The 22,293-nt window shown below is 67.9% G+C and carries 23 protein-coding genes, 1 tRNA gene and 1 pseudogene; 8 read left to right on the forward strand and 17 right to left on the reverse strand.

Features of this window, described 5'->3' with window-relative positions; genetic code table 11:
- Positions 1-36 precede the first annotated feature (36 nt).
- Positions 37-456 (forward strand): nitroreductase/quinone reductase family protein, encoded by a 420-nt coding sequence (locus tag Pka01_RS02070; protein ID WP_203880771.1) that lies wholly within the window; start codon positions 37-39, stop codon positions 454-456.
- A gap of 131 nt (positions 457-587) precedes the next feature.
- Here Pka01_RS02070 and Pka01_RS02075 read toward each other — a convergent pair whose 3' ends face one another.
- The gene (locus tag Pka01_RS02075) at positions 588-1,058 is read right to left on the reverse strand and encodes an ester cyclase (RefSeq protein ID WP_239114647.1); all 471 of its coding nucleotides are present in this window, start codon (positions 1,056-1,058) and stop codon (positions 588-590) included.
- A gap of 251 nt (positions 1,059-1,309) precedes the next feature.
- Here Pka01_RS02075 and Pka01_RS40555 point away from each other — a divergent pair.
- Positions 1,310-1,603 (forward strand): annotated as a pseudogene (locus Pka01_RS40555) (sodium:solute symporter family transporter); the annotation flags it as partial.
- A gap of 252 nt (positions 1,604-1,855) precedes the next feature.
- Here the strand turns inward: Pka01_RS40555 and Pka01_RS02085 are convergent.
- The 4 genes from Pka01_RS02085 to Pka01_RS02100 form a co-directional block, all read right to left on the reverse strand.
- Positions 1,856-2,263 carry a nuclear transport factor 2 family protein gene (locus tag Pka01_RS02085; RefSeq protein WP_203880772.1) on the reverse strand — a complete coding sequence of 136 codons (408 nt, stop codon included), beginning with the start codon at positions 2,261-2,263 and terminating at the stop codon, positions 1,856-1,858.
- Positions 2,264-2,296: 33 nt separating this feature from the next.
- Complete coding sequence (locus Pka01_RS02090; RefSeq protein WP_203880773.1) at positions 2,297-3,010, reverse strand: SDR family NAD(P)-dependent oxidoreductase; 714 nt, start codon at positions 3,008-3,010, stop codon at positions 2,297-2,299.
- 422 nt (positions 3,011-3,432) lie between these two features.
- Positions 3,433-4,674 carry a hypothetical protein gene (locus Pka01_RS02095; RefSeq protein ID WP_203880774.1) on the reverse strand — a complete coding sequence of 414 codons (1,242 nt, stop codon included), beginning with the start codon at positions 4,672-4,674 and terminating at the stop codon, positions 3,433-3,435.
- 360 nt (positions 4,675-5,034) lie between these two features.
- Complete coding sequence (locus Pka01_RS02100) at positions 5,035-5,373, reverse strand: hypothetical protein (RefSeq protein ID WP_203880775.1); 339 nt, start codon at positions 5,371-5,373, stop codon at positions 5,035-5,037.
- Between the two features lie 370 nt (positions 5,374-5,743).
- Between Pka01_RS02100 and Pka01_RS02105 the strand changes: the two genes are divergently transcribed.
- Positions 5,744-5,953: a hypothetical protein gene (locus tag Pka01_RS02105; RefSeq protein ID WP_203880776.1), complete on the forward strand. Its 210-nt coding sequence runs from the start codon at positions 5,744-5,746 to the stop codon at positions 5,951-5,953.
- Here the strand turns inward: Pka01_RS02105 and Pka01_RS02110 are convergent.
- Positions 5,943-7,013, reverse strand: coding sequence for a substrate-binding domain-containing protein (locus tag Pka01_RS02110; protein ID WP_239114648.1), 1,071 nt, complete (start codon positions 7,011-7,013; stop codon positions 5,943-5,945). The genes Pka01_RS02105 and Pka01_RS02110 overlap by 11 nt on opposite strands.
- Before the next feature lie 442 nt (positions 7,014-7,455).
- On the opposite strand from Pka01_RS02110, the gene Pka01_RS02115 reads away from it, so the two are divergent.
- A tRNA-Ile gene (locus Pka01_RS02115) sits at positions 7,456-7,532 on the forward strand.
- Positions 7,533-8,133: 601 nt separating this feature from the next.
- Here Pka01_RS02115 and Pka01_RS02120 read toward each other — a convergent pair.
- Positions 8,134-8,490 carry a hypothetical protein gene (locus Pka01_RS02120; protein WP_203880778.1) on the reverse strand — a complete coding sequence of 119 codons (357 nt, stop codon included), beginning with the start codon at positions 8,488-8,490 and terminating at the stop codon, positions 8,134-8,136.
- A 167-nt stretch (positions 8,491-8,657) separates the two neighbouring features.
- Here Pka01_RS02120 and Pka01_RS02125 point away from each other — a divergent pair, with 167 nt between their 5' ends.
- Entirely contained in the window at positions 8,658-8,912 is a 255-nt protein-coding gene (locus Pka01_RS02125; protein WP_203880779.1) for a winged helix-turn-helix transcriptional regulator, read from the forward strand.
- 97 nt (positions 8,913-9,009) lie between these two features.
- On the opposite strand, the gene Pka01_RS02130 is transcribed toward Pka01_RS02125, so the two are convergent.
- A complete protein-coding gene (locus Pka01_RS02130) occupies positions 9,010-9,906 on the reverse strand; it encodes an RNA polymerase sigma-70 factor (RefSeq protein WP_203880780.1) in 897 nt (298 codons plus the stop codon).
- A gap of 256 nt (positions 9,907-10,162) precedes the next feature.
- Positions 10,163-11,362, reverse strand: a complete 1,200-nt coding sequence (locus Pka01_RS02135) for an NAD(P)/FAD-dependent oxidoreductase (RefSeq protein WP_203880781.1) — start codon at positions 11,360-11,362, stop codon at positions 10,163-10,165.
- A 197-nt stretch (positions 11,363-11,559) separates the two neighbouring features.
- Between Pka01_RS02135 and Pka01_RS02140 the strand changes: the two genes are divergently transcribed.
- Complete coding sequence (locus Pka01_RS02140) at positions 11,560-12,066, forward strand: NUDIX hydrolase (RefSeq protein WP_203880782.1); 507 nt, start codon at positions 11,560-11,562, stop codon at positions 12,064-12,066.
- Positions 12,056-12,391 (forward strand): hypothetical protein, encoded by a 336-nt coding sequence (locus Pka01_RS02145; protein ID WP_203880783.1) that lies wholly within the window; start codon positions 12,056-12,058, stop codon positions 12,389-12,391. The genes Pka01_RS02140 and Pka01_RS02145 overlap by 11 nt, the downstream gene beginning before the upstream one ends.
- 133 nt (positions 12,392-12,524) lie before the next feature.
- On the opposite strand, the gene Pka01_RS02150 is transcribed toward Pka01_RS02145, so the two are convergent.
- From Pka01_RS02150 to Pka01_RS41490, 7 genes are all read right to left on the reverse strand, one after another.
- Complete coding sequence (locus Pka01_RS02150) at positions 12,525-13,214, reverse strand: response regulator transcription factor (RefSeq protein WP_203880784.1); 690 nt, start codon at positions 13,212-13,214, stop codon at positions 12,525-12,527.
- A complete protein-coding gene (locus tag Pka01_RS02155; RefSeq protein ID WP_203880785.1) occupies positions 13,186-14,742 on the reverse strand; it encodes a sensor histidine kinase in 1,557 nt (518 codons plus the stop codon). Before Pka01_RS02155 ends, Pka01_RS02150 begins: the two co-directional genes overlap by 29 nt.
- A gap of 20 nt (positions 14,743-14,762) precedes the next feature.
- Positions 14,763-16,010 (reverse strand): universal stress protein, encoded by a 1,248-nt coding sequence (locus Pka01_RS02160; RefSeq protein WP_203880786.1) that lies wholly within the window; start codon positions 16,008-16,010, stop codon positions 14,763-14,765.
- Positions 16,007-16,537, reverse strand: coding sequence for a potassium-transporting ATPase subunit C (locus Pka01_RS02165; protein ID WP_203880787.1), 531 nt, complete (start codon positions 16,535-16,537; stop codon positions 16,007-16,009). The genes Pka01_RS02160 and Pka01_RS02165 overlap by 4 nt, the downstream gene beginning before the upstream one ends.
- Positions 16,537-18,624, reverse strand: coding sequence for a potassium-transporting ATPase subunit KdpB (gene kdpB / locus Pka01_RS02170; protein WP_203880788.1), 2,088 nt, complete (start codon positions 18,622-18,624; stop codon positions 16,537-16,539). The genes Pka01_RS02165 and kdpB overlap by 1 nt, the downstream gene beginning before the upstream one ends.
- A gap of 76 nt (positions 18,625-18,700) precedes the next feature.
- Entirely contained in the window at positions 18,701-20,380 is a 1,680-nt protein-coding gene (gene kdpA, locus Pka01_RS02175; protein ID WP_239114649.1) for a potassium-transporting ATPase subunit KdpA, read from the reverse strand.
- Positions 20,381-20,388: 8 nt separating this feature from the next.
- Positions 20,389-20,475 carry a potassium-transporting ATPase subunit F gene (locus tag Pka01_RS41490; RefSeq protein WP_203880950.1) on the reverse strand — a complete coding sequence of 29 codons (87 nt, stop codon included), beginning with the start codon at positions 20,473-20,475 and terminating at the stop codon, positions 20,389-20,391.
- 225 nt (positions 20,476-20,700) lie between these two features.
- Between Pka01_RS41490 and Pka01_RS02185 the strand changes: the two genes are divergently transcribed.
- The gene (locus Pka01_RS02185; protein WP_203880790.1) at positions 20,701-21,285 is read left to right on the forward strand and encodes a GNAT family N-acetyltransferase; all 585 of its coding nucleotides are present in this window, start codon (positions 20,701-20,703) and stop codon (positions 21,283-21,285) included.
- A 79-nt stretch (positions 21,286-21,364) separates the two neighbouring features.
- Here the strand turns inward: Pka01_RS02185 and Pka01_RS02190 are convergent, their stop codons facing one another.
- Positions 21,365-22,261 carry a winged helix-turn-helix transcriptional regulator gene (locus Pka01_RS02190; RefSeq protein WP_203880791.1) on the reverse strand — a complete coding sequence of 299 codons (897 nt, stop codon included), beginning with the start codon at positions 22,259-22,261 and terminating at the stop codon, positions 21,365-21,367.
- Between the last annotated feature and the right edge of the window lie 32 nt (positions 22,262-22,293).

The raw sequence follows: 22,293 nt of genomic DNA on the forward strand, positions 1-22,293 counted from the left end.
ACACATGGTGGCAGGAATTCAGGTCAGGATGCCCTCATGGACGACATCCGTGAGATCAACCGGAAGACGATCGACGACTTTCGCGCCCATGAGGGCGGCGGGCCCTTCGAGGGCCGGCCGATCCTGCTGTTGACCACGCGCGGACGCAGCACCGGCAGACCGCACACCACCCCGATGATGTTCATGCGGGACGGGGACAGGCTCGTGGTCTTCGCCTCCAACGCGGGGGCCACCGCGCATACGGACTGGTTCCACAACCTCCTCGCCGAGCCCAAGGTCACCGTGGAGATCGGGCCGGAGGTGTACATCGCGATCGCGACGGTCACCTCGGGCGAGGAGCGGGACCGCCTCTGGACGGCCGCCAAGCGGGACTACTCCTTCTTCGCCGATCATGAGAAGACGGCCGCTCCGCGCGAGATCCCGGTGGTCGTCCTGGACCGCATTCCGGAGATCTGAACAGCTTGTCATGATTCGGCGGAGCACGCGGGTGACAGGAGGCCGGCCGCGAGAAGTCGGCCTCCCGTGCCTGGTCGCCTCACCGGCATCTCGTGGCAGGTCCAAGCCGGCCACGTCGAGGCTGAGGGCGGTCAGGCGACGGCCTCCGGCAGGCACAAGCCGAGCTGGCTGAGCAACTCCAGCTGATCGTAATACTCCCGATCGCTGATGATCAGCCCGTCCTCGATGGTGCACATCCCGGCTGCGCGAACCGCGATGCGATGCTCGGTGGCCGGCAACGCCGACCCTCCGGGCAGCAGGAACGGCCCGCGATGTGTCCCAGTCATGACGTACTCGGAGACGGCCGAGATTGCCGGGTCGTAAACGGGGACTTTGCACCACGGCGTGAGATGGAGATCGGGAAAGGCCTCGAGCAGGTGCTCGAAGTACCAGCCGATCTGGTCGTGCCCCTCGGCTGTGCCCACCGGGCCGACGTAGACGGCGTCCGGGGCGAAGCACCGCATGGTCGCCTCGAGATCGTGATCGTTCAGAGCGTCGATCACTCGATCTTTCAATTCTCGAGCGGTGATCATAATCGTCGCTCCCCCCGATGCGAGCGGCACCAGCTCATATGGCAACAATGCTACTCCGGGGTAACCGGACGGGCCGGTCAGCGGTGACGCCCCCGGACGGCCGCCCCTCTTCCTGGAATGCGTTCCGGAGATCTGAACAGCTCGTCATGAATCGGCGGAGCACGCCGGTGACAGGAGCCCGGCCGGGGGTATGGCCGCCAACGGCGCGCAGTACGGGCTGATGACCGTCCACTACTGGGGTCGGCGCGGTCCCCGCGATGGTGTTCCTCTGCGTCGTCATGATGCCGTTCTACTACCGGTCGAAGGTGCACAGCGTCCCCGAGTTCATGCGCAGGCGGTTCAACGGGGCGACACAGTTGTTCAACGCCGCGACGTTCGCTATCGCGCAGATCCTCATCGCCGGGATCAACCTCTACGCGCTCGCGCTCGTCATGGAGGCACTGCTCGGCTGGCCGCTCTGGCTGTCGATCGTCGTCTCCGCGGCGATCGTGCTGGCGTACATCACGCTCGGCGGCCTGTCCTCGGCGATCTACAACGAGGTCATGCAGTTCTTCGTCATCGTCGCGGGGCTCGTCCCGGTCGTGGTCATCGGGCTGATCCGCGTCGGCGGCTTCTCCGGCCTCGGCGAGAAGGTCTGGCAGAGCGTGCTGGGTGAGGGCGGTCTGCAGAACTGGGCACAGACCGGGGGCACTGACAATCCCTCGGTGCCGGCTGGATCGGCATCGTCTTCAGCCTCGGCTTCGTGCTCTCCTTCAGCTACTGGACGACGAACTTCACCGAGGTCCAGCGCGCCCTGTCCGCGCGCAACACCAGTCCGGTCTCGGCCGCTACTGGCCGTCGGGGTCTTCCCCGGTGGTGTCCTGGTCGAGCTTGGAGACCTGGTAGAAGGCGATGGCCCAGCCGGTTCCGGTCCGTTTCAGCAGGATGCTGAGGTAGACGTTGATCGTGGGGCGGTCGGTGAAGGAGAAGTCGACGCTCAGGTATCCGAGGACGAGGTCGTCGGAGAGGCGCCTGGTCTCCAGGACCCGGTACTCGGCGGTCAGGCCGGGCGGCTGGGAGTCGTAGTAGGCGGCGATGCCGGGACGTCCGATGCTGTAGGGGTGCATTCCCTGGAAGATGGCGTCGTCGGTGAAGTGGGCGGCCACCTGGTCGGGCTGGTGCTTGTCGACGGCGGCCTTCCAGCCGTCGAGGACGCCGCGCAGGATCGTCTCGCTGTCCGCGGTGTTCTGGTTCATGGTGGTGCTCCCGGAAGGAGTGGGTGGGCGCGGTCAGTGGCCGGCGCTCATGCCGCCGTCCACGTGAAGGATCTCGCCGGTGACGAACGGCGCGTTCTCCAGGTAGACGACCGCCTCGACGACGTCGTGGATCTCGCCCATGCGGCCGACGGGCTGCAGGTCGGCGAGGAACTGGTGGGTCTGCGGGTCGTGCATCGGGGTGCGGGTGGTGCCTGGAGAGACGGCGTTGGCCCGGATGCCGCGAGTGGCGTACTCGATGGCGAGGGACTTGGTGGCGGACTGCAGGCCGCCCTTGGTCAGCGCGGCGAGGACGGACGGGACTCGGGAGTCGGGGTTGTCGACGATGCTGGCGGAGATGTTGACGATGTGCCCGCCGCCCTGGGCGAGCATCTGGCCGACGGCGAGCTGGGTGAGGTGGAAGAACCCGGCCAGGTTGATCCTGGTTACTGTGGCGTAATCCTCGGCGGTGTAGTCGGTGAACGGCTTGGCGACGTAGACGCCCGCGTTGTTGACCAGGGTGTCGACGCGGCCGAACCGCTCGACGGCCGCGGAGATCACCCGTTCGGCGGTGGCCGGGTCGGCGATGTCGCCCTGGACCGCGAGGACGCCCGCGTCCTCGGCGGGGGGGATGGTGCGCGAGGTGGCGACGACCGCGTGGCCGAGCTTGCGGTAGGCCTCGACCAGGCCCGCGCCGATACCCTGCGAGGCCCCGGTGATGACGGCAACCTTTTGATTCTGCATGCTCATGACATTCCTCCGGATGCTCGACCGAGCGCGAGCACGGGCTCAGTGATGGGATGGGATTCCTCGACCTCGGCTGCCGCCGCCGGTCGACTATTGCCCTCTGTTCGTGTCGCGACCCCGTCGTTGTCTTACGTCTGGGCGGACCACCTGCTCGATGCCGAGGAGCATGCACCACGTAGCACGAGCTGACACCCCAGACGATTACGGGGCAAAGGTTGCTGGACGCGGCACTAGATCACGTGCCAGATGCGTGCCAGATTGAACGGCGATCAGCGGGGACCGACGGGGAGTCACGGGGACTCGACCAGCCCTGAGCTGCACTCCCTGTCTCCCAGCTCAGAGGGGGTAGATCAGTAGCCGATTCCCAAGCTGACAGCACGTGTTCAAGCGTCCCCACGCGGTCTGGGTACGGCGGCCGGCCTTTGTCACCCCAGGATCGAAGCGGCCCTTGCGTATGCCTGACTGGCCAGGTCGGCAAGCATGGCCTGTTCGCTGGCCCAGGCGTCGGGATTGTCTGCCGTGAAGGGGCGCGCGACGAGGCGCACCTCGATGAGGTAGTCGCCGTGGCGGATCAGGGCGGCCCAGGTCACCGGATAAGCTCCGGATGGGTCCCGGAGGCGGTATCCCCACGCGCCCGCGGGACGTGGGAGCGCGACCTGCTCATAGCGGTCCGTCCACGTGTTCTGCCCATCGGTCAGCCGTACGGTGGCACACTGCCCGGGAGGGGCGGCCGCCAGTTGGTCCAGGGCGGGTGCGGAGGCGTACACGATCGACTCGCTCATCATCGGCCCACCGAAGGCGCCGTTGGTGGTGTCGACGAGGAAGGCGCCGCCGAGTACGCCGTGGGACTCGTTCTTCAAGGGGGCGGCGCTCCAGACGCCCTGGGTCCACTGCCGGCACTCCGGGTGGTCGACAGGCCGGGCGCCGATCTGCGTCTGGCCAATGGTCGCGATCCGCGCGTTGGTGAACGGCGCCGCCTCAGGTGGCAGCTGGTCCATGGTCTTCGCGCCGTGGAACCGCGTCAGCAGTGCCCGCCGGACGAGGTTGCCTCGGCTTCTGGCAGGCCAGGCCACTACAGGAGGTGGCGGGGTCGCCGGGATCGTCATGTCCAGATGGAGGCAGGTCGGCGGCGCGCAGGATGCGGAACTGGCAGGTAAGGGCGTCGATGGGGCACTCGGCGATGCAGACCGCTTGGACACCAGAATGCTCCACCTGGCGCCCTGCGGACCGCTGACCTTAAGGCGGTATGACTGCTCAGTCTCCGGAATGGGCTTGTGGAGGTAACCGTCTGGCCCGTTCAAACCCACCCGCCCGTTTGAACACCCGAAGCTGACACCGGACGTCTGGCCCACGCGCTCACTGACCTCGATGGTGAGCTTGTCGGGCGATCCGACACAGGCGCCGACAACTTGGAATGCTCCCCCGACCTTGAATTCCCCGCTCCAGGATTGCGCCGTATCGTCGGCGTGGTGCAGAAGGATCTCGCCCTCGACATTCTTGGTGAGATCGGGCAGCGACGATGTCTCGCCGGAAACGCCTGCTGTGGCGGGGATGTCTGGAGCGTTCATCGGCGCTGTGGAAGCCGGCGGCCTCGGGTTGTCGTCGCGATGTGATGAACATCCGGTAACGAGCGCTACGAACGCAGCGAACAGCGCGATTGTGCGCATGCCACCCCCACGATGAGAAGCAACCAAGGCCGACGATTTACGACGAAAAAGGAAATATTCCGGCGGACCGACAGCCTAACGTCGCGCGCGGCACTTGCGGATCGCTACTTCTGCGGTGACGGACTCAGAGCCCGCCAGCCTGAGGGCACTCAACCGGCGTCCGGGCGTGCAGCCCTGTTCCGTCTCTGTTCCGGCGCAGAGCGAGAGATTCCCGAAACTGTTGGCAACTGCTGGAACATGAAATCCCAGCTCCAAACCGTTTCCGGGGGCCGGCCGCAGGTCAGAGTAACGCTGGGATCAGAACCCGGCCTACAGGCCGACTCATCCGCTTCACCTTGCTCCATCTGCCCGTGACGGGTCTTAGGCTTGTTTGAGGACGGCCAGTAACCCGGTGAGCTCCCGAATTCGGTCTGGATGCCGAAGTTGGTAGGCATCAGCGATTGGCTGCCGCCGGCTGCCCATCTCCATCACGGCCGGGACGGCCGCGTTCTCTCGGATGCCACCGGCGCGGGTTTCCTCGGCTAGCCATTCGCTGGTCGGCTGGTTGAACTGCAGGCGAGCTGCGACCGACCGGCGAGCATCTGCTAGGGCGGTAACCATCAATGCCGTCGGTGGAGGTGAGCCCAGACCGGCTCCGAGGAATCCGATCAATGCCATACGTCGGCGTTCCTCTGGATCATCATTCGGCCGGTCCGGCATGCTGTCCTCCCCTTGGCTCGTCATTGACGATCAACCTATTACCGATGCCTACGGCGACCGACTCAGCGCCCGCCGGCCCGAGGGCACATTCAGGGCACATGGCAGCGTGATCAGGACGAGATGACGCGAAGCGCCGAGATGCCAAACCCGAAGGTCAGAGACATCATCGGCGCCCCAAAGGTGGTCAGCCACACCACCGTGGCAGTTCACGAACTACTGGTGCTGGCACCGGGTCGCGTGCCAGATGCGTGCCAGATTGAACGGCGATCAGTGGGGACTCACGGGGACTCGACCAGCGCTGAGCTGCACCTCCTGTTTCCCAGCTCAGAGCATGTAGATCACTAGCCGATTCCCAAGCTGACAGTGTGCCGTGTACGGAGTGATCCTCACGGTGACCGGCTTCCTCGACGGCTCGTCCGCCGTACACAAGGCGGAGGGCGTACGCATCAACCTGTGGACGGGACTCGTCACGCTCCTGGTGGCCGCCGTCTTCCTGGTCTGGGAGCGGGTTCGCCCCACCGACGGGCCCGAGTCTCACGAGTCTCCGGAGAATTCGGAGGACGGGCCGATCAGTGGGTGACGCCCACGGACGGCCGCACCGGCCCGGCGGGACGTCGGACGGCCTTGGAGGGAGCCAGGAGACCGTCCTTGACGACGGTCGCGATGACGTTGGCACTAGTGACCACGACCGGAGAGGTGATCATCGCCGGAATCGCCACCGTGGTCCCATTGACGACGGTGGCCGTGCCGTACACCGTCCGGCCGCTCCCGAGGTCGACGGCGAGCCGCGCCGCGTTGCGTGCCTCCGGCGCGACCGGTTTGTAGACGGTCATCGTCTGCGCGCCGTCCAGGATGCGCTGGATTGCCGCGGCCTCGGCACCCTCACCGGTCAGCGGAGTACCGGGCCGCAGGCGAGCCCGCACCATGATCGCGGCCACTGCGGCCGCCATGTGGTCGTCGGCCACGTACACGCCGACCACCTTCTGCGGGCCGAGTACGGCGAACGCGTTCGCGGCGGCCGCGGCGGCCGTCTCCGGGCTGCGGGACGGGATGTCGTACTCCCTCCCGATGATCATCTGGCCGTCCAGGGCCGCGTGGGCGCCCGCCTTGACGTCGGCCGAGGCCCGGTCGACCGGCGACCCGTTGATCATCACGATCGCGCCGCCGCGCAACTCGCCGCGGGCCCTGATCGCGTCGAGCAGCGCCTGGCCCTGCATCCGGCCGATCTGGCGGTCGTCGTAGGAGACATACGCGTCGATCGGCCCGTTCGCCAGGCGGTCATAGGCGATGACCTTGGCCCCGTGGAACTTGGCCCGGGCGACCGCCGACGCGATCCCCCGCACGTCCACGGCGCCGAGGATGAACACCTTGATCCCCTCGGCCAGCATCGCGTCCATCTGCCGTTCCTGCCGGGCGTGGTCGCGCCCGGCGTTGGCGTACACGACCTCGCATCGGGGGCACAGGGCGGTCAGGGCCCTGGTGATGTACGGCCGGTCGTACTTCTCGTAGCGGCTTTCGCCCTTCTCCGGAAGCAGCAGGCCGATCCGGAAGCCGTCGCGGACCGTGCCGACCGCGCCGAGCGGCCGTGGAGCCCCGCATGCCGCGAGGCCGATGAGGAAGATGAGGAAGACGCCTGGCACCGCGAAGCGAAACCCCTGTCTCCCCACAGCAAAACCCCCAGGTAGCCGCCAAGAGCCATCACTTCAGGCCGTACCCGAGCATTTGCCGCATAATGCCCGCGGATACCTCGTACAGGCCGCACGCTGGGCCGTTCTTGGTGCTGATCACCCGAGTCGCGGCTCAACCACGGCCCCCGAACCGCCGACCAGAGAGGGAATCACGGTGATCGCCATGGCGGGCGGACATCGCGGGCGACGGAAGCCGAGCGGCCGCCGGTCCGGGATCCGGCTCCCCACGGATCTCCCGCCCGATTGCCCGCGCGGCCGTCACGTCAGGTTTCGCCGTCCCGTGCCAGGCCTTCAGGACCTGCCCGGGCTGATAACGATCAGCGCGCGTCCTCCGTTGGGACGATCCACACAAGGACTAAGTTGTGAGAGACTCCTTCACTGCGGGGTTCACTGCGGGGCGGTAGCTCAGCCGGTCAGAGCATCGGACTCATAATCCGTGGGTCGTGGGTTCAAGTCCCACCCGCCCTACCAAGTTTGATCAGGGATTCGCCGCCTGAACTGCGGAAACTCTGATGATCGCCATCGCGGGGATATGCAACCGAAGGCCGCCAAAAGCAGCCGTATGCCAGTGGTCGCGGAACATACGCGGAATGCTCGCGGAGCCGTTTGCCCAGGTGAGCACGGCAGTTTCGGCGCTTCTCGGAACGATTCCGCGCCTATACGCCGAAGGACCCCGAGAGATCTCCCGGGGTCCTGTGAGTTGATTCGGGTGCTTCATACCGTGAGCGCGTCCAAGATCCGGCGGTTTGCCAGTTCGCGTTGACCTTCGATGCACTTGGCGTAGACCCTGAGCATCACGTCCACGCCATGCCCTGCCCATTCCGCGGCTTCCGGCGCATCAAGGGCGCCGCTCCGCGCCGCCTCGCGGCCCCACGCCCGCTCGCCGGCCGGGCATGTGGCCTGGGGGCCGGTCCCGGCCGGCAGCAGCTCGGACCGCGGTTAGAGACATGACGGACCAGATTCCAGGGCCCCACAAACCACACTCCGTTGCCGGAAACCGCCTGCGACATGCCGATCGGTCTCGCTGCTGTCTCGCGACTCTGTCACCTATCGCATTCTTTCCAGGCGCCACTCAGCGGTCAGGCACGGCCACCCAATCCTCCGCCCACCAGCCGTAACCGCTCTCGTCTTTGATCACGCCGACGATCCTGTTGTGTCGAATCTCTACGATGTAAAACTCATCATGCGGATCATCAAAGTGGAAGTGACACACGGGGCAGCCGAGGAGGACTCCTTGCGCCCATACGCCGGGGATACTGGGGTGCCCAATCCACTCCCATTCCATATCCCAGAAAAGGTCCTGGCCAAGCTCATAGTCCTGAAGGATGAGATCGCCATAGTAGAACTGCACAAACCATCCACTGCGATCCTCGCCGCACATAGGACAGTAGATCGCCTCGGGAACCGTGACCTGGTTGAACATCCCCATGGCGCACATCCTGTACGCCCCATTTGGACCCAGGCAAACGCTTATCGCCTCCGGCGGGGGCCTCGGCTCCGGGGTGAGCGTCCGATCAAGAGCGGCACTCCGTAGCTGGCTGAGGTGGAAGCCTGATCGCCCCGCCCGCCATCGGCCGCGCGGGTGAGTCGCGGTCGATGCGCTACTCCGAGTTGTCCCGCAGGCTGGCCGGGGTCAGCCAGAAGATGCTCACCCAGACGCTGCGCTCCCTCGAGCGCGACGGGCTGGTCACCCGCACCGTGACGCCGACGGTGCCGGTCACGGTCACGTACGAGCTAACCGACCTCGGTCTCTCGCTCCACCACCTGATGCGCGGCATCAAGGTGTGGGCCGAGGCGCATATGGACGAGGTACTCGCCAATCGCGAGGAGTACGACACCCACGTCACCTGAACGCTCAGCATCAGCGCAGCCGGGCGCGGCGCGACCTTGTCAATGGCCGGCTCGTCGAATACCCCGCCGGCCTCACGGCGGTATGACAGCCACCCGATCAGCGGGAGGTGACGGGGGTTTCGGACTCAACGCGGGTGAGTTTTTCGGGGTTGCGGACGTAGTAGAGGCCCGTGACGCGGGCGTTCTCCACGCGGAGGGCCAGCACGCCGTCGATCACTCCGTCCAGGCGCAGGATGAGTCCGGGGTTGCCGTTGACCGTCGTGGTCTCACTGGTGAAGGTGCCGCCGGCCTTGGCGACGCTGCCGGCCATGTAACTGAGCACCTTGCCGGCGCCGACGACCGGCCGAAGGGCCGCCTGCTTGAGGCCGCCGCCGTCGCTGACGAAGACAACGTCCGGGGCGAGCACGTTGAGCAGCCCCTGCAGGTCCCCGGTCACGAGCGCGCGCTGGAACGAATTCAGCGCTGCCCAGCCTTCTTCCGGGGAAACCGGTGCGCACGGCCGGCGGGCGTCGACGTGCCGGCGGGCGCGGTAGGCGATCTGGCGTGCGGCGGCGGGGCTCTTGCCGATCGCGGCCGCGATGTCGTCGTAGCCGAAGTCGAAGACCTCGCGCAGCACGAAGACGGCGCGTTCGGTCGGTGAGAGGGCCTCGAGGATGAACATGAGTGCCAGCGACAGGTTCTCGGCCAGTTCGACGTCCTCGGCCACGTCCGGCGCGGTGAGCAGGGGCTCGGGCAGCCAGGGGCCGACGTATGCCTCCCTGCGCCGTTTGAGGGTGCGTATCCGGTTGAGCGCCTGCCGGGTCGTGATCCGTACCAGGTAGGCGCGCTGGTCCCGCACCTGCGCCAGGTCGATCTTGACCCACCGCAGCCAGGCCTCCTGGAGGACGTCCTCGGCGTCCGCCGCCGATCCGAGCATCTCGTAGGCGACGGTGAACAGCAGATCGCGGTGGGCGAGGAATACCTCGGTCGCGGGGTCGGTGACGTGGTCGTTCATGGCGTGCGCCTCACTCCCTCGTGGTCGGCCCCACATGCCGTGAACAGGCCGTGGATATGTACCCGGTCCGAATACGCCACTGATCAGGCCACGTGAGGTGGGCGGGCTGGTGGGAATGGCGCCCCGGCGCCCGGCCACGGCATACGAGGCCGCGGCGTCGTGTGCTTGTCACTCCGGCTCGGCTCACTCCGGCTCGGCCTTCCTTCGGCCGGACCGGCCGGTCCGGCCGGTCCGGCCGAAGGAGGAGACTCGGCGGCTAGGCCACGCGCCGGGTGTCGGACGGCGTCGTGCGTTGTTCAGGCTGAGGCGTTTCCAGGCGATCGGCGCTGTCGCCGTGGGATGCGCGGGAACTGGCCTTGCGTGCCCCGGACACCATCTGATTGAGGGGGAACCGGCAGGCGAACTCCTTGACTTTGGCACCGAGCCGGCCGCTGATGTGGAGCGCGTTCACTCTGTCGTCCAGGTAGGAGAACTGGGTGACGCCCCCATGTCGGCCGAGGCTGATGCACTGGCCGGCGAACATCAACCGGACGGGAGCGGGTGTCTTCCCCGCGATTCGGCGCAGGATCGTGGCGGCGGCCCCCGCGCCCAACTGCACAGCGGCCTGGCAGCTCATCCGGAACGGCCGGTCCATCATCGCCGCCGCATCCCCGGCAGCGAGGATGCGCACGTCGTCCACGCTGGTCAGCGTCGCGTCGGTGAGCAGGCGGCCTTCGGTGTCGGTGCGCAGCCCGCTGCGGGCGGCCAGGTCCGGGACCCGGAATCCCGCGGTCCAGATCGTCACCGCGCTGGGCAGCTCGCGGCCGTCTTCGAGCCGTACTACGTCGCGTGTCACTTCCTTCACCCTCGCGCGAGGACCTTCGAGGACGGTCACACCCAGCTCAGCGAGCCGGCGGGCGACCGGGCGGCGGCCCCGGGCATGCAGATATGGGCCGAGCACGTTGCCGCAGACCAGGGTGACCTTGCGGCCCAGTTCCGCCAGTTCGGCGGAGGTCTCCATGCCGGTCGGGCCGGCCCCGACCACTGTCACCGGAGCCGTCGCGGACGTCGCGGCCAGCACCGACCGCAGTCGTTCCGCCCCCTCGAGGTCCGACACCGAATGAGCGAACTCTGCCGCTCCGGGCACACCAGGATCGGCGGCGCCGCTGCCCACCGCGTAGATGAGGTAGTCGTATGAGACCGTGCCACCGCCCGCCAGCGACACCCGGCGCTCGGCCGCGTCGATCCGGGTCGCGGTGTCGACCACCAGCCGGACGTTCCCGCCCAGAACCTCACCGAAGCCCTCGACCGCGTCATCGGAGCCGGCCACGAACTGGTGCAGGCGGATCCGCTCGACGAAGTCGGGACGTCGATTGACCAGGGTCACCGACACGCCATCGCGGCGGGCCAGGCGATTGGCCGCCATCACGCCCCCGTAGCCGCCGCCGACCACGACCACCTCGACGTTTCCGTTCATCATGTCTCCCTCGTGCTGTGGACTCGGCATCAAGACACCGGCCACGCATCCGGTGTAACGGCCCGCGGATGAGACTTGGAGCACATCGGAGAAGACTCGCCCGGCGGAACGATCATTCACGGTGCTGGAGCACCCTCTATCCGCTGATCGGCGATCCCGTGTTGGCCGTCGATGCACTTGATGAATGAGGAGTTCGCGTGCCCGGGAAGATCACCAAGGAAAAGGTCCTGTGCTACGTCGTCCGCGACGGGCGACTGCTGGTGTTCCGGCACACCGACTACAGCTACGAGGAAGTCGGCATCCAGGTACCGGCCGGAAGTATCCGACCCGGCGAGACACCCGAGGTAGCGGCCCTGCGCGAGGCACGGGAGGAGACCGGCCTGCACGACTTCAAGATCGTGCGCAAGCTCGGCGAGTCCGAATACGACATCACCCCGTACCGGTTCGAGGTGCAGCGTCGGCACGTCTTCCACCTGGAACTGACGGAGCCCACCGCGGAGCGGTGGACCAGCCAGGAAGATCACGACGGCGAGCAGGAGCCGACTCGTTTCGAGTGCTTCTGGATTCCGCTGGAAGCCGCGCACATCCTCCAGTCCGGCCAGGGCGCCCTGCTGGGACGCCTGCTCGACTGCCATTCCGCCTGGTCGCGGCAGCACGAGGAGGCAGCCGATTTACCCTCACTAGAGTGTGATCATGGGCGTTGACGCGGCGCTGATGCGGGTGAACCAAGCTGGGACCAGCCCGAGGCGCAGGAAACTCACCGTCGTCGCCTTCGCGTCCGATCATGACGAGGCTTTCGTCCGCCTCATCGGCCAGATCCGCGGACGTGGCACGCATCCGATGCTGGAACGCGTCGACCCACACCGGAGTCTGATCCTGACACCGGCCGAGATGCCGCAGTTCCTCCAGGAACTCGCCCGGCTCCCAGCCCGCACAGCGCGAGACATGCAGGCGATCCGGAATCTCGAAGATCTCGCCCGGCAATGCGCCGCCGATCCGATGACCGAACTCCACCTGGACGGCGACTGACCCCCAGTCGGCTCGGTGGTCGGCCATCTCGCCCCGGAAGGGACCGGCCGCCACCGTCAGCACTGTTGGCCGGTGATCACGAAGTCTGTGAGGGGCGATGGGTGTCTTCAACGAGAAAGCCGCCGCCACGTCGTCAGATGTCGGTGGCCTTGAGGCGGTAGCCCACGGAGGGGTCGGTCTGCAGGAAGCGGCCCTGTTCGTCGCCGAGTTTCTTGCGGATCCGGTAGGCGTACACCTTGAGGTAGTGGGTCTCGTGGGCGTACGCGGGTCCCCAGACGTGCTCCATGATCAGACGGCGGGTGCAGACCTTGCCGACGTGCCGAGCGAGATAGGCCAGGAACTCGAACTCCTTGGGCGTGAGGTCGAGCGGCGCACCGTGCAGGGTGGCCTCACAGTGCTGCAGGTCGAGGACGAGGGCTCCGACTCGGAGTTCGCTGCCCTGGTCGTTTCCCGCGCCGGCGTTGTGGTGGTGGCGTAGCGCGACCCGCAGCCGGGCGTCGAGTTCGCGCATGCCGAAGGGCTTGGTCATGTAGTCGTCCGCGCCGCCGTCGAGCGCTTCGACCTTGCGGTCCTCTGCGCCATCGGCGGAGAGGATGACGATGGGCGTGTCGGTCCACCCGCGGACACGGGTGCACACGTCCATTCCGTCCAGGTCGGGCAGGCCGAGGTCGAGCACGATGACGTCGGGTCGCCCCAACGCGACGGAGGACAGTCCTTCTCCGCCGGTCTCAGCGGTGCTGACCTCGTGGCCGAGTGCCTGAAGGCCGACTCGGCAGGCGTTCAGAAGCGCGATGTCATCGTCGATGATCAGCACGGCCGGCATGGCAGGATCTTTCTTGTAGTGGCGCGGCGACGGGCAGAGTGAAGCAGAAGCGCGCTCCGCCTCCGGGAGCGTCCTCGACCCAGATGCGTTGCCGGTGGGCGTCGACGAAGGTCTTGGCGATGGCAAGTCCCAGGCCCGAGCCGGAGTCGCCCTTCCGGCGCAGGAACAGTCCGAAGATCTCGCCACGCCGGTCGGGGCTGATGCCGGGGCCGTGGTCGGTGACGGACACGGCGATCGTGGTGGGATCGGCGCGCGCGGCGGCGATGGTGATCGGGCTCTCCTTCGGAGAGTGTCTGATGGCGTTTTCCAGCAGGTTGGTGAGCACCCGGGCGATGAGCACGACGTCGACGTCGATGAGGGGAAGGTCGTCGGGCAGGTCGAGGACGGGCGGGCTGTCGCGGCGGCCGGCGGGCAGGTCGGCGAGGACGGTGTCGACGAGGTCGTGCAGGTGGGTGATGCTCGCGCGGGGCTGGAGCATGCCGGCCTGTACGCGGCTCATGTCGAGCAGGTTGGTGACCAGGGCGGCGAGCCGGTCGACCTGGGTGTCGACCAGAACCGCGAGCTCGTGCCGTCCGTCGCGGCCGAGTCCCCCGCTCAGTTGCGGGTCGGCGAGGATGGACGAGGACGCCTTGATCGACGCCAGCGGGGCTCGCAGATCATGGGACACAGCGGCGACGAGCGTGCGGGCGAGCCGTTCGACCTCCTCGGTCAGCCCGGCGCGCAGGGCGTGTTCGCGCAGCTGCGCGCGTTCGACGGCCAGGGCGATCTGGTTGGCGAACAGCAGAAGCGGCTCGCGCTGCCGGCCGGTGATCTCGGTGCCGGACACGGTCAGCATGCCGACCGGCCGCCCGGCGGCGACGAGGGCGATCCCGAACGGGTTGGTCCTGTCAGGCCGTTCGGCGTCCAGGCTGGCGAGCCGGCCGGGAGAGGGCTGGAGCCGGCGCCGGTCGTCCTCGGTGAGGGGGGCGCCGGCCGAGGCGGCGATCTCGAGATCGTCGTTGCGGGGCAGCAGCAGGGCCACCTGGTGGGCGTCGAAGACGTCCCGCAGGGCGGTCACGATGACCGCGAGCAGTTCATCCAGCGGCTTGTCCTCGACCAGCAGGGCGGACAACTCGAACAGTTGCCGGATCTGCGCCGCCCGCTGCCGCGCCTGTGCGCGGGCGACGTTCATGCTGGCCACCACCCGGGCGACGGGCACCATGATCACCGCGTACACGCCGAGCGCGACCCAGTTCTCGCTCGCGCCCACATCGAGCGTCAGGTACGGCGGGATGAAGAAGAAGTCGTAGACGAGGAAGCCGCCGACGACGCTGACCACGCCGGCGGGGAAGCCGCCGATCACGACGCCGACCACGACGGGGACGACCAGCACCAGCGCGGTGGTGGCGATGCTCAGGTCGCCCCTGAACGGCAGCATGGCGAAAGTGAGGACGGCCATGGTCGCCAGGGCCGCGGACGACCCGGCGACGGTGAGCCTTCTAGCGGTCTTCGTTTCGCGACCCTCCCGCCACGTGATGATGCTGTCCATCATCGCTCCCGAGGCCGCGGTCACATCGCCCGGGGATCGGCGTTCGCGGCAGTACGCCCCAGGTGACGGGCCGATTCCGGCCTCTCCGCGTCCGGCGGGCTCACCGCAGACCCGGCGCGGGCGAAGACATGCACGTCGATGCCCGCGTCACCGGCGAGCCTGCTGAGGCGCCGGATCGTCGAGCCGGAGCCGAGCAGCTCGAGCCACCGGCCGCGCCGCCCCGGGCCGACGACGATCTGGGTGATCTGGCGCCGCCCGGCGAAGTCGACGAGGGCGGTCGCGGGATCCTCACCGGTCAGGTCGGTCCAGTCGGCGCCGAGATCCTCCGCGAGACGGCGCAGGTCGTCGATCTTCACATTGAGCGGGTCGGCGTCGCCGACGAGTACGTGGGCGACGTCCAGGTCGGCCTCCAGCCTGGCCGCGAACCGGGCGGCGCGGCGCAGCACCGCGTCGTTTCCCGGCGCCGTGCTCACCCCGACGAGCATCCGCTCGGCGGTCTCCCCCCGCGTTCGCCCGCGAGTGTCGCCGGACCGCCTGGAGGAGTCGGCCCTCATCCCGTCGGCGACGAACCGAAGCGTCATCTCGCGCAGCACGGCGAGGGTCTCGGTCGTGAAGAACCCCCGCAGCGCCTCACGGGCCCGGTCGGGCGAGAAGATGTTCTCGTGGAGCAGGCGGCGGCGCAGCCGTTCCGGTGAGGAGTCGACGAGTTCGATCTCGTCCGCGCTGCGGATCACCGCGTCGGGAACCCGTTCCCTGACAGCAATGCCGGTGATCCGCTCGACCGCGTCCGCGAGGCTCTCGATGTGCTGAACGTTGATGTTGGTGATCACATCGATGTCCGCGGCGAGCAGGTCGCGAACGTCCTGCCAGCGCTTCTCGTTGCGTCCCGAACCGGGGACGTTGGTGTGCGCGAGCTCGTCGATCAGGGCGACCTGGGGCCGGCGGGCCAGCACGGCCTCCAGGTCCATCTCCTCGAATCGTGCGCCCCGGTATTCGACGATCTTTCGTGGCACTACTTCCAGGCCGGCCAGATGGGCCTCGGTCCCGGGCCGGCCGTGTGTCTCGACCAGCGCGACGACCACGTCGTCGCCGCGCCGGCGGCAGCTTTGGGCCTCGTCGAGCATGGCGTAGGTCTTGCCGACGCCGGCCGCCGCGCCGAGGTAGATCCGGAACCGTCCGGCCGCTTCGACGCAGGCATGGGCCTCGTCGGCGCGGCGGGCGATGGACGGTTCAGCACGAGAGTCGTCGTTGGAGCGCTGGGTCGTCATCTCAACGTCGCGAGCTCCTCGTTCAGTTCGAGCACATTGACGTGGGAAGCGCCGAGGAATCCGAACTGCGGGCCCTGCACGTGGCGTTCCACCAGGGCGCGCAGCTTGTCGTCCGACTGGCCCCGGGCCTTGGCCACCGAGGGGACCTGGGCGTAGGCGGCGTCGGGGCTGATGTCGGGGTCGACACCGCTGCCCGACGCGGACACCAGGTCCTGATGCGGGGTGACGCCCTCCTTCTCCAGCCCGGCGATCCGCTCCCTGTACTTGTCCAGCAGTTCCTTCGAGCGGGGCCCGAGGTTGGATCCGCCGGTGGCGGTCGGGTCGTCACCGTCGGCGCGACCGTGGAACCACTGGGGTCCATCCCAAGTCTGCCCGATGCGCTCCGAGCCGTTGGCGGTGAGTGAGCCGTTGGCCTGGTGGTTGAACAGGGCCTGCCCGATGCCGGTCTCCGCCAGCGGGTAGGCCAGGCCGAGTATGACGAAGAAGACGATCGAGGCGGTGATCGCCCGTCGCAGGTCCAGCAACATCAGTACGCTCCGAGCGCGGTGAGGATCAGGTCGATCAGCTTGATGCCTATGAACGGGACGATCAGCCCGCCGAGGCCGTAGACGAGCACGTTGCGGCGCAGGATCGCGGTCGCTCCTGAGGGCCGGAACCGGACTCCGCGCAGCGCCAGCGGGATCAGCGCGATGATCACCAGCGCGTTGAAGATCACCGCGGAGAGCACCGCGCTCTGCGGGCTGTGCAGGCCCATGATGTTCAGGCCGTCCAGCTGCGGATAAGTGCCGACGAACAGCGCCGGGATGATCGCGAAGTACTTCGCCACGTCGTTGGCGATCGAGAAGGTCGTCAGCGCGCCGCGGGTCATGAGCAGCTGCTTGCCGATCTCGACGATCTCGATGAGCTTGGTCGGGTTGGAGTCGAGGTCGACCATGTTGCCGGCCTCCTTCGCGGCCGTGGTCCCGGTGTTCATCGCCACCCCGACGTCGGCCTGCGCGAGCGCGGGGGCGTCGTTGGTGCCGTCACCGGTCATCGCGACCAGCTTGCCGCCCTCCTGCTCAGCCTTGATCAGCCGCATCTTCGCGTCCGGCGTCGCCTCCGCGAGATAGTCGTCGACCCCGGCCTCCTGGGCGATCGCGGCGGCGGTCAGCGGGTTGTCGCCGGTGACCATGACCGTGCGGATGCCGACCCCGCGCAGTTCGGCGAAGCGCTCCGCGATGCCCTCCTTGACGACGTCCTTGAGCTCGATCACCCCGAAGACGCGGGCCTGGTCGGCCACCACGAGCGGGGTGGCGCCCGCGCGCGAGATCCGTTCGACGATCGGGTCGAGCTCGTCGGGCAGCGTGCCGCCCTGCTCGGTCACCCACCGTTTGACGGCGTCGGCCGCCCCCTTGCGGATGCGCCGGCCGTCGGTGTCCAGACCGGACATCCGGGTGTTGGCACTGAACGGCACGAAGACGTGATCTGGTCCGAGGTCGCGCTCACGCAGCCCGCAGCGCTCCTTGGCGAGCACGACGATCGAGCGTCCCTCCGGGGTCTCGTCGGCGAGGGAGGCCAGCTGGGCGGCGCCGGCGAGATCCTGCTCGCTGCACCCCCCGACCGGATAGAACTCCGAGGCCATCCGGTTGCCCATGGTGATGGTGCCGGTCTTGTCCAGCAGCAGCGTCTGCACGTCGCCTGCGGCCTCGACCGCACGGCCGCTCATGGCCAGCACGTTGTGCTGCACCAGCCGGTCCATGCCGGCGATGCCGATCGCGGACAGCAACGCCCCGATGGTGGTCGGGATGAGGCAGACGATCAGCGCGATGAGGATGACCACCTCTACCTGGCCGCCGGCGAACTGGGCGAAGGGCTGCAGTACGACCACGACGGGGATGAAGATGAGGGTCAGCGCGGAGAGCAGGATCGTCAGAGCGATCTCGTTCGGCGTCTTCTGCCGCCTCGCTCCCTCGACCAGGCTGATCATCCGGTCCAGGAACGTCTTCCCCGGCTCGGCGGTGATCCGCACGACGATCCGGTCGGAAAGCACCCGGGTGCCGCCGGTCACCGCGGACCGGTCGCCGCCGGACTCCCGGATCACCGGAGCGGACTCGCCGGTGATGGCGGACTCGTCGACCGAGGCCGCTCCCTCGATGATCTCCCCGTCGGAGGGGATGACGTCGCCTGCTTCGCAGACCACCGTGTCGCCCAGCGACAGGTCGCCGGCGGCCACCCGTTCCTCGGTGCCGTCGGGCCGGAGCCGCCGCGCGTCGGTCTGCGTGCGCGTCTTGCGCAACGTGTCCGCCTGCGCCTTTCCGCGCCCCTCGGCCATCGCCTCGGCGAAGTTGGCGAACAGCACCGTGAGCAGCAGCCAGACCATCACCGACCACGAGAAGACGCTGGGGTGGGCGATCGCCTCGAACAGCGTGATCACGGTGCCGATGAGCACCACGAACATGACCGGGTTCTTGATCTGGACACGGGGGTCGAGTTTGCGCAGCGCCTCCACAGCGGCGACGCGCATGATCCGCCCGTCGAACAGGCCGCGCCGGCTCACCACGCCGCGCCCGCCTGGAACACCCGGTTCACCGGGGGCGCCAGAGTTGCCCGCGTCGAGGACCTTGAGGTCCTGCATCACGATTTCCTTTCACAGACAGACGTGAACACGTCAGGCACCAATCGAGCCTGCTTCAGTGGCACCAGGGGGGACGTCACCAGAACATCCCGTGACTGAGCTGCTCCACGATCGGGCCCAGGGCCACGGCGGGGAAGAAGGTCAGGCCGCCGATGACGAGGACCACGCCTGTGAGCAGGCCGACGAACATCGGCTTGTCGGTGCGGAAGGTGCCCAGCGAGGTGGGCACGACGTGCTTCTCCGCGAGGCTGCCGGCAAGCGCGAGCGCCGGGATGATGATCGCGAACCGGCCCAGCAGCAGGCCGATCGTCCCGGTGACGTTGTAGAAGGGGGTGTTCGCGCTCAGCCCGCCGAACCCGGAGCCGTTGTTGTTCGTCTGCGAGGTGTAGGCGTAGAGGATCTCGGAGAACCCGTGCGGCCCCGCGTTGAGCGGGCCGGCCTTCCCGGCGCTCACGGCCGTGGCGATCGCGGTGAGCACCAGCACCGTGATCGGCATGACCAGCACTCCAAGGGCGGCGAGCTTCACCTCCTTGGCCTGGATCTTCTTGCCGAGATACTCCGGTGTTCGCCCGACCATCAATCCGCCGATGAACACCGTGATCACCGCGAACATCAGGATCCCGTACACGCCCGTTCCGACGCCGCCCGGGCTGACCTCACCCAGCATCATCCCGGTGAGCATCGCCATGCCGCCGATCGGCGTGTAGGAGTCGGCCGCCGAGTTCACGCTGCCGGTGGAGGTCTGCGTCGAGGTCACGTTGTACAGAGACGACGACAGCGCGCCGAACCGGGTCTCCTTGCCCTCCATGTTGCCGAGGGGCTGTGACATCCCAGTCTCAGCGAGAGCGGGGTTGCCCTGCTGCTCGGCGACCGCGGTCATCGTGAGCCAACCGCCGAACAGCACGGTCATCACCGCGAGGATCGCCACGCCCTGGCGGACGCTGAACACCATCTTGCCGAAGGTGTAGGTGAGTGCCACCGGGATGCACAGGATCAGCACGATGGACAGGAAGTTCGTCAGCCCGGTCGGGTTCTCGAACGGCCCGGCGCCGTTGGCGTTGAAGAATCCGCCGCCGTTGGTGCCCAGCTGCTTGATCACCTCCTGGGAGGCGATGGGGCCGCGGGGCAGCGTCTGGCTCGCGCCGTTGAGCGCGTTGCCGACCTCGGCGTGACCGGCCAGCGTCTGCAGCGCGCCCTGCGAGATGAACACGATCGCGGCGACGAACGCGATCGGCAGCAGCACGTAGATGGTGCCGCGCACCAGGTCGACCCAGAAGTTTCCGATCGTCTTCGATCCCCTGCGGGAGAAACCGCGGATCAACGCGACCGCGACCGCCATGCCCACCGCGGCGGACACGAAGTTCTGCACCGCCAGCGCACCCATCTGCGACAGGTACGACATCGTGCTCTCGCCCGAGTACGACTGCCAGTTCGTGTTGGTCACGAACGACACTGCGGTGTTCCAGGCCGTGTGCCACTCGACGCCGGGCATGTGCTCCGGGTTGAACGGCAGATGCTCCTGCAGCCGGAAGATGCCGTAACTGATCAGCAGCGAGATCGCCGAGAAGACGATCACCGATGAGGCGTAGCGCTTCCAGGTCTGTTCGGCCTGCGGGTCCGCTCCGATCACTCGGTAGATCGGCCGCTCGACCTTGGCCAGCCACCTGACCCGGCCCTCGTACACCGCGACCATGTAGGCGCCGAGGAACCGCCAGCACAACGCCAGCACGACGACCAGCGCGACGATCGTCCACACGAAGGCCACTAGAACCACTCCGCTTTGAAGAGCGCGATGCCCAGGTAAACGAACACCGCGATAGAAACTGCGAGTAGGAGAATGCTCACGCTCATATGCGATCGAGCCCCCAGATCAGGCCCAGCATCGCGAGCGTGAAGCCGATGATTCCGAGCATTACAAGCACGTCAGCCACGAGGACAGTGTCGTGACGCGGCTGGTGGAGGCGTGGTGGAGTTGCCGCCCGCCGCAGTGGAGAAACGGTGAACGCCGGCCGCCGGATGCTCCAGTGGTGACCGCCGGGCACCGGCCTTCACCCGGCCCGAGAGACAATGCCGATCATGCCTCTCCTGGTGACTCCGGCCATACCGACCGGCGCCCTCGCCGCATCCGACCAGCCGACGTTGCCACTCGGTGATGGTGCGTGGCTGCGGCCCTGGCGGCTCGATGACGCCGAAGCCGTGCGGGAGGCGTTCCAGGATCCGGAGATCCAGCGCTGGCACGTGCGCAGGGCCGACACGGTGAACGAGGCACGGGAGTGGATCGAAGGCTGGCAGAGCGGCTGGCACAGCGAGACGGGCGGCCACTGGGCAGTGGCCGGATCAGAGAACGGCGGACTGCTGGGCCGCGTCTCCCTGAAGTCGTTGAACCTGGCGGACGGCACGGCCGAAGTCGCCTATTGGACGGTGCCCGCGGCCCGCGGCGGTGGCGTCTGCACCCGAGCGGTCACGACGTTGTCCGACTGGGCGCTGAAGCACCGCGGCTTCCATCGCCTCGAACTCGAACACTCAACGGCCAACCGGGCGTCCTGCCGGGTCGCGGCCAAGGCCGGCTTCGAAGCGGAGGGCGTACGCCGCGGCGCGGCACTGCACATGGACGGCTGGCATGACATGCATCTTCACGCCCGTGTCCGCACGTTGCCGTGACCGGGGCCGTGGCACCGGACCGGGCTCGCTGAAGGGCCTTCAGCCCGTCGTCGGGCCGCGCGCGCCGGCCCGGCCGTCCTCAGTCCCGGACGGGCTCCGCGGATCGACGGCGGACGAGGGCGAGCATCTCGTCCACCGAGCCGGCCGGATCACTGATCGGGAACTGCACCGCGCGGATGATCGCGTCGGGGTCGACCAGCAGGGTGAGCCGCTTGAAGCGGTCGACGCCGGCGGCCCGGAAGGTCGGCAGCAGCAGCCCGGCCGCCAGCTTGCTGTCCTGGTCGGACAGGAGCGGGAAGGGCAACCTCGCGTGCTCGGCGAAGGCGGCGAGTTGGTCGGGACGCTGGGTGCTCACACCTGCGACCGCGGCGCCGGACGCCTCGAAGTCGGGATGCCGTGACGCGTAGGTGAGGGATTCCAGGGTGCAGCCGGGGGCACCTGGGATGTCGGCCCAACCGGGCGGGTAACCCTGGGCGCCAGGGGCGAAGGCGCCGGGGAAGAAGTAGAGCACGGTCCAGACGCCGCCCCGCGCGGCGGGCTCGACCGGCTCGCCGTCGTGCCGTTCCAGCACGACATCCGGCATTCTCCGATCGACCAGCTCATGCACCCGGCGCGCCTCGGCTGACCCTTCCCCGCTGGTCGCGGTCAGCGCCCCATCGCCGAGCACGTGCCTGGTGCCCCAGTCCTGGAGCGCGACGAGGGTCGGCAGCAGGCCCTCGCCCTTCGCGGTGAGCAGATAGTCGTGGCGCGGCGGATGATCGGAATAGGGCCGCTTCTCCAGTACCCCGTGTGCGACCAGATTGGCCAGGCGCTCGGCCAGTGCGCGACGGCTGACGCCCAGCTCACGCTGCAGGCCGTCGAAACGGGTGGTGCCGCCGGCGATGTCCCGCACCACCAGGAACGTCCACCAGTCGCCGATCACTCCGAGCGCCTGCGCGATGCCGCAGTCGGAATCGGGTAGATCAGCGCGCTTCACGTGCGCCATACTAGTGCATTCCATTTTGGAAC

Origin of the sequence: Planotetraspora kaengkrachanensis, from assembly GCF_016862895.1 — a bacterium.
Taxonomy (GTDB): Bacteria; Actinomycetota; Actinomycetes; order Streptosporangiales; family Streptosporangiaceae; genus Planotetraspora; species Planotetraspora kaengkrachanensis.

Excerpts from the sequence above, each read along its gene's own strand:
- Pka01_RS02070 (WP_203880771.1), top strand. The coding sequence starts at position 37 with ATGGACGACATCCGTGAGATCAACCGGAAGACGATCGACGACTTTCGC.
- Pka01_RS02085 (WP_203880772.1), bottom strand. The coding sequence starts at position 2,263 with ATGAACCAGAACACCGCGGACAGCGAGACGATCCTGCGCGGCGTCCTC.
- Pka01_RS02090 (WP_203880773.1), bottom strand. The coding sequence starts at position 3,010 with ATGAGCATGCAGAATCAAAAGGTTGCCGTCATCACCGGGGCCTCGCAG.
- Pka01_RS02095 (WP_203880774.1), bottom strand. The coding sequence starts at position 4,674 with ATGCGCACAATCGCGCTGTTCGCTGCGTTCGTAGCGCTCGTTACCGGA.
- Pka01_RS02100 (WP_203880775.1), bottom strand. The coding sequence starts at position 5,373 with ATGCCGGACCGGCCGAATGATGATCCAGAGGAACGCCGACGTATGGCA.
- Pka01_RS02120 (WP_203880778.1), bottom strand. The coding sequence starts at position 8,490 with ATGGGGATGTTCAACCAGGTCACGGTTCCCGAGGCGATCTACTGTCCT.
- Pka01_RS02125 (WP_203880779.1), top strand. The coding sequence starts at position 8,658 with ATGCGCTACTCCGAGTTGTCCCGCAGGCTGGCCGGGGTCAGCCAGAAG.
- Pka01_RS02130 (WP_203880780.1), bottom strand. The coding sequence starts at position 9,906 with ATGAACGACCACGTCACCGACCCCGCGACCGAGGTATTCCTCGCCCAC.
- Pka01_RS02135 (WP_203880781.1), bottom strand. The coding sequence starts at position 11,362 with ATGAACGGAAACGTCGAGGTGGTCGTGGTCGGCGGCGGCTACGGGGGC.
- Pka01_RS02145 (WP_203880783.1), top strand. The coding sequence starts at position 12,056 with ATGGGCGTTGACGCGGCGCTGATGCGGGTGAACCAAGCTGGGACCAGC.
- Pka01_RS02150 (WP_203880784.1), bottom strand. The coding sequence starts at position 13,214 with ATGCCGGCCGTGCTGATCATCGACGATGACATCGCGCTTCTGAACGCC.
- Pka01_RS02155 (WP_203880785.1), bottom strand. The coding sequence starts at position 14,742 with ATGGACAGCATCATCACGTGGCGGGAGGGTCGCGAAACGAAGACCGCT.
- Pka01_RS02160 (WP_203880786.1), bottom strand. The coding sequence starts at position 16,010 with ATGACGACCCAGCGCTCCAACGACGACTCTCGTGCTGAACCGTCCATC.
- Pka01_RS02165 (WP_203880787.1), bottom strand. The coding sequence starts at position 16,537 with ATGTTGCTGGACCTGCGACGGGCGATCACCGCCTCGATCGTCTTCTTC.
- kdpB (WP_203880788.1), bottom strand. The coding sequence starts at position 18,624 with ATGCAGGACCTCAAGGTCCTCGACGCGGGCAACTCTGGCGCCCCCGGT.
- Pka01_RS41490 (WP_203880950.1), bottom strand. The coding sequence starts at position 20,475 with ATGAGCGTGAGCATTCTCCTACTCGCAGTTTCTATCGCGGTGTTCGTT.
- Pka01_RS02185 (WP_203880790.1), top strand. The coding sequence starts at position 20,701 with ATGCCTCTCCTGGTGACTCCGGCCATACCGACCGGCGCCCTCGCCGCA.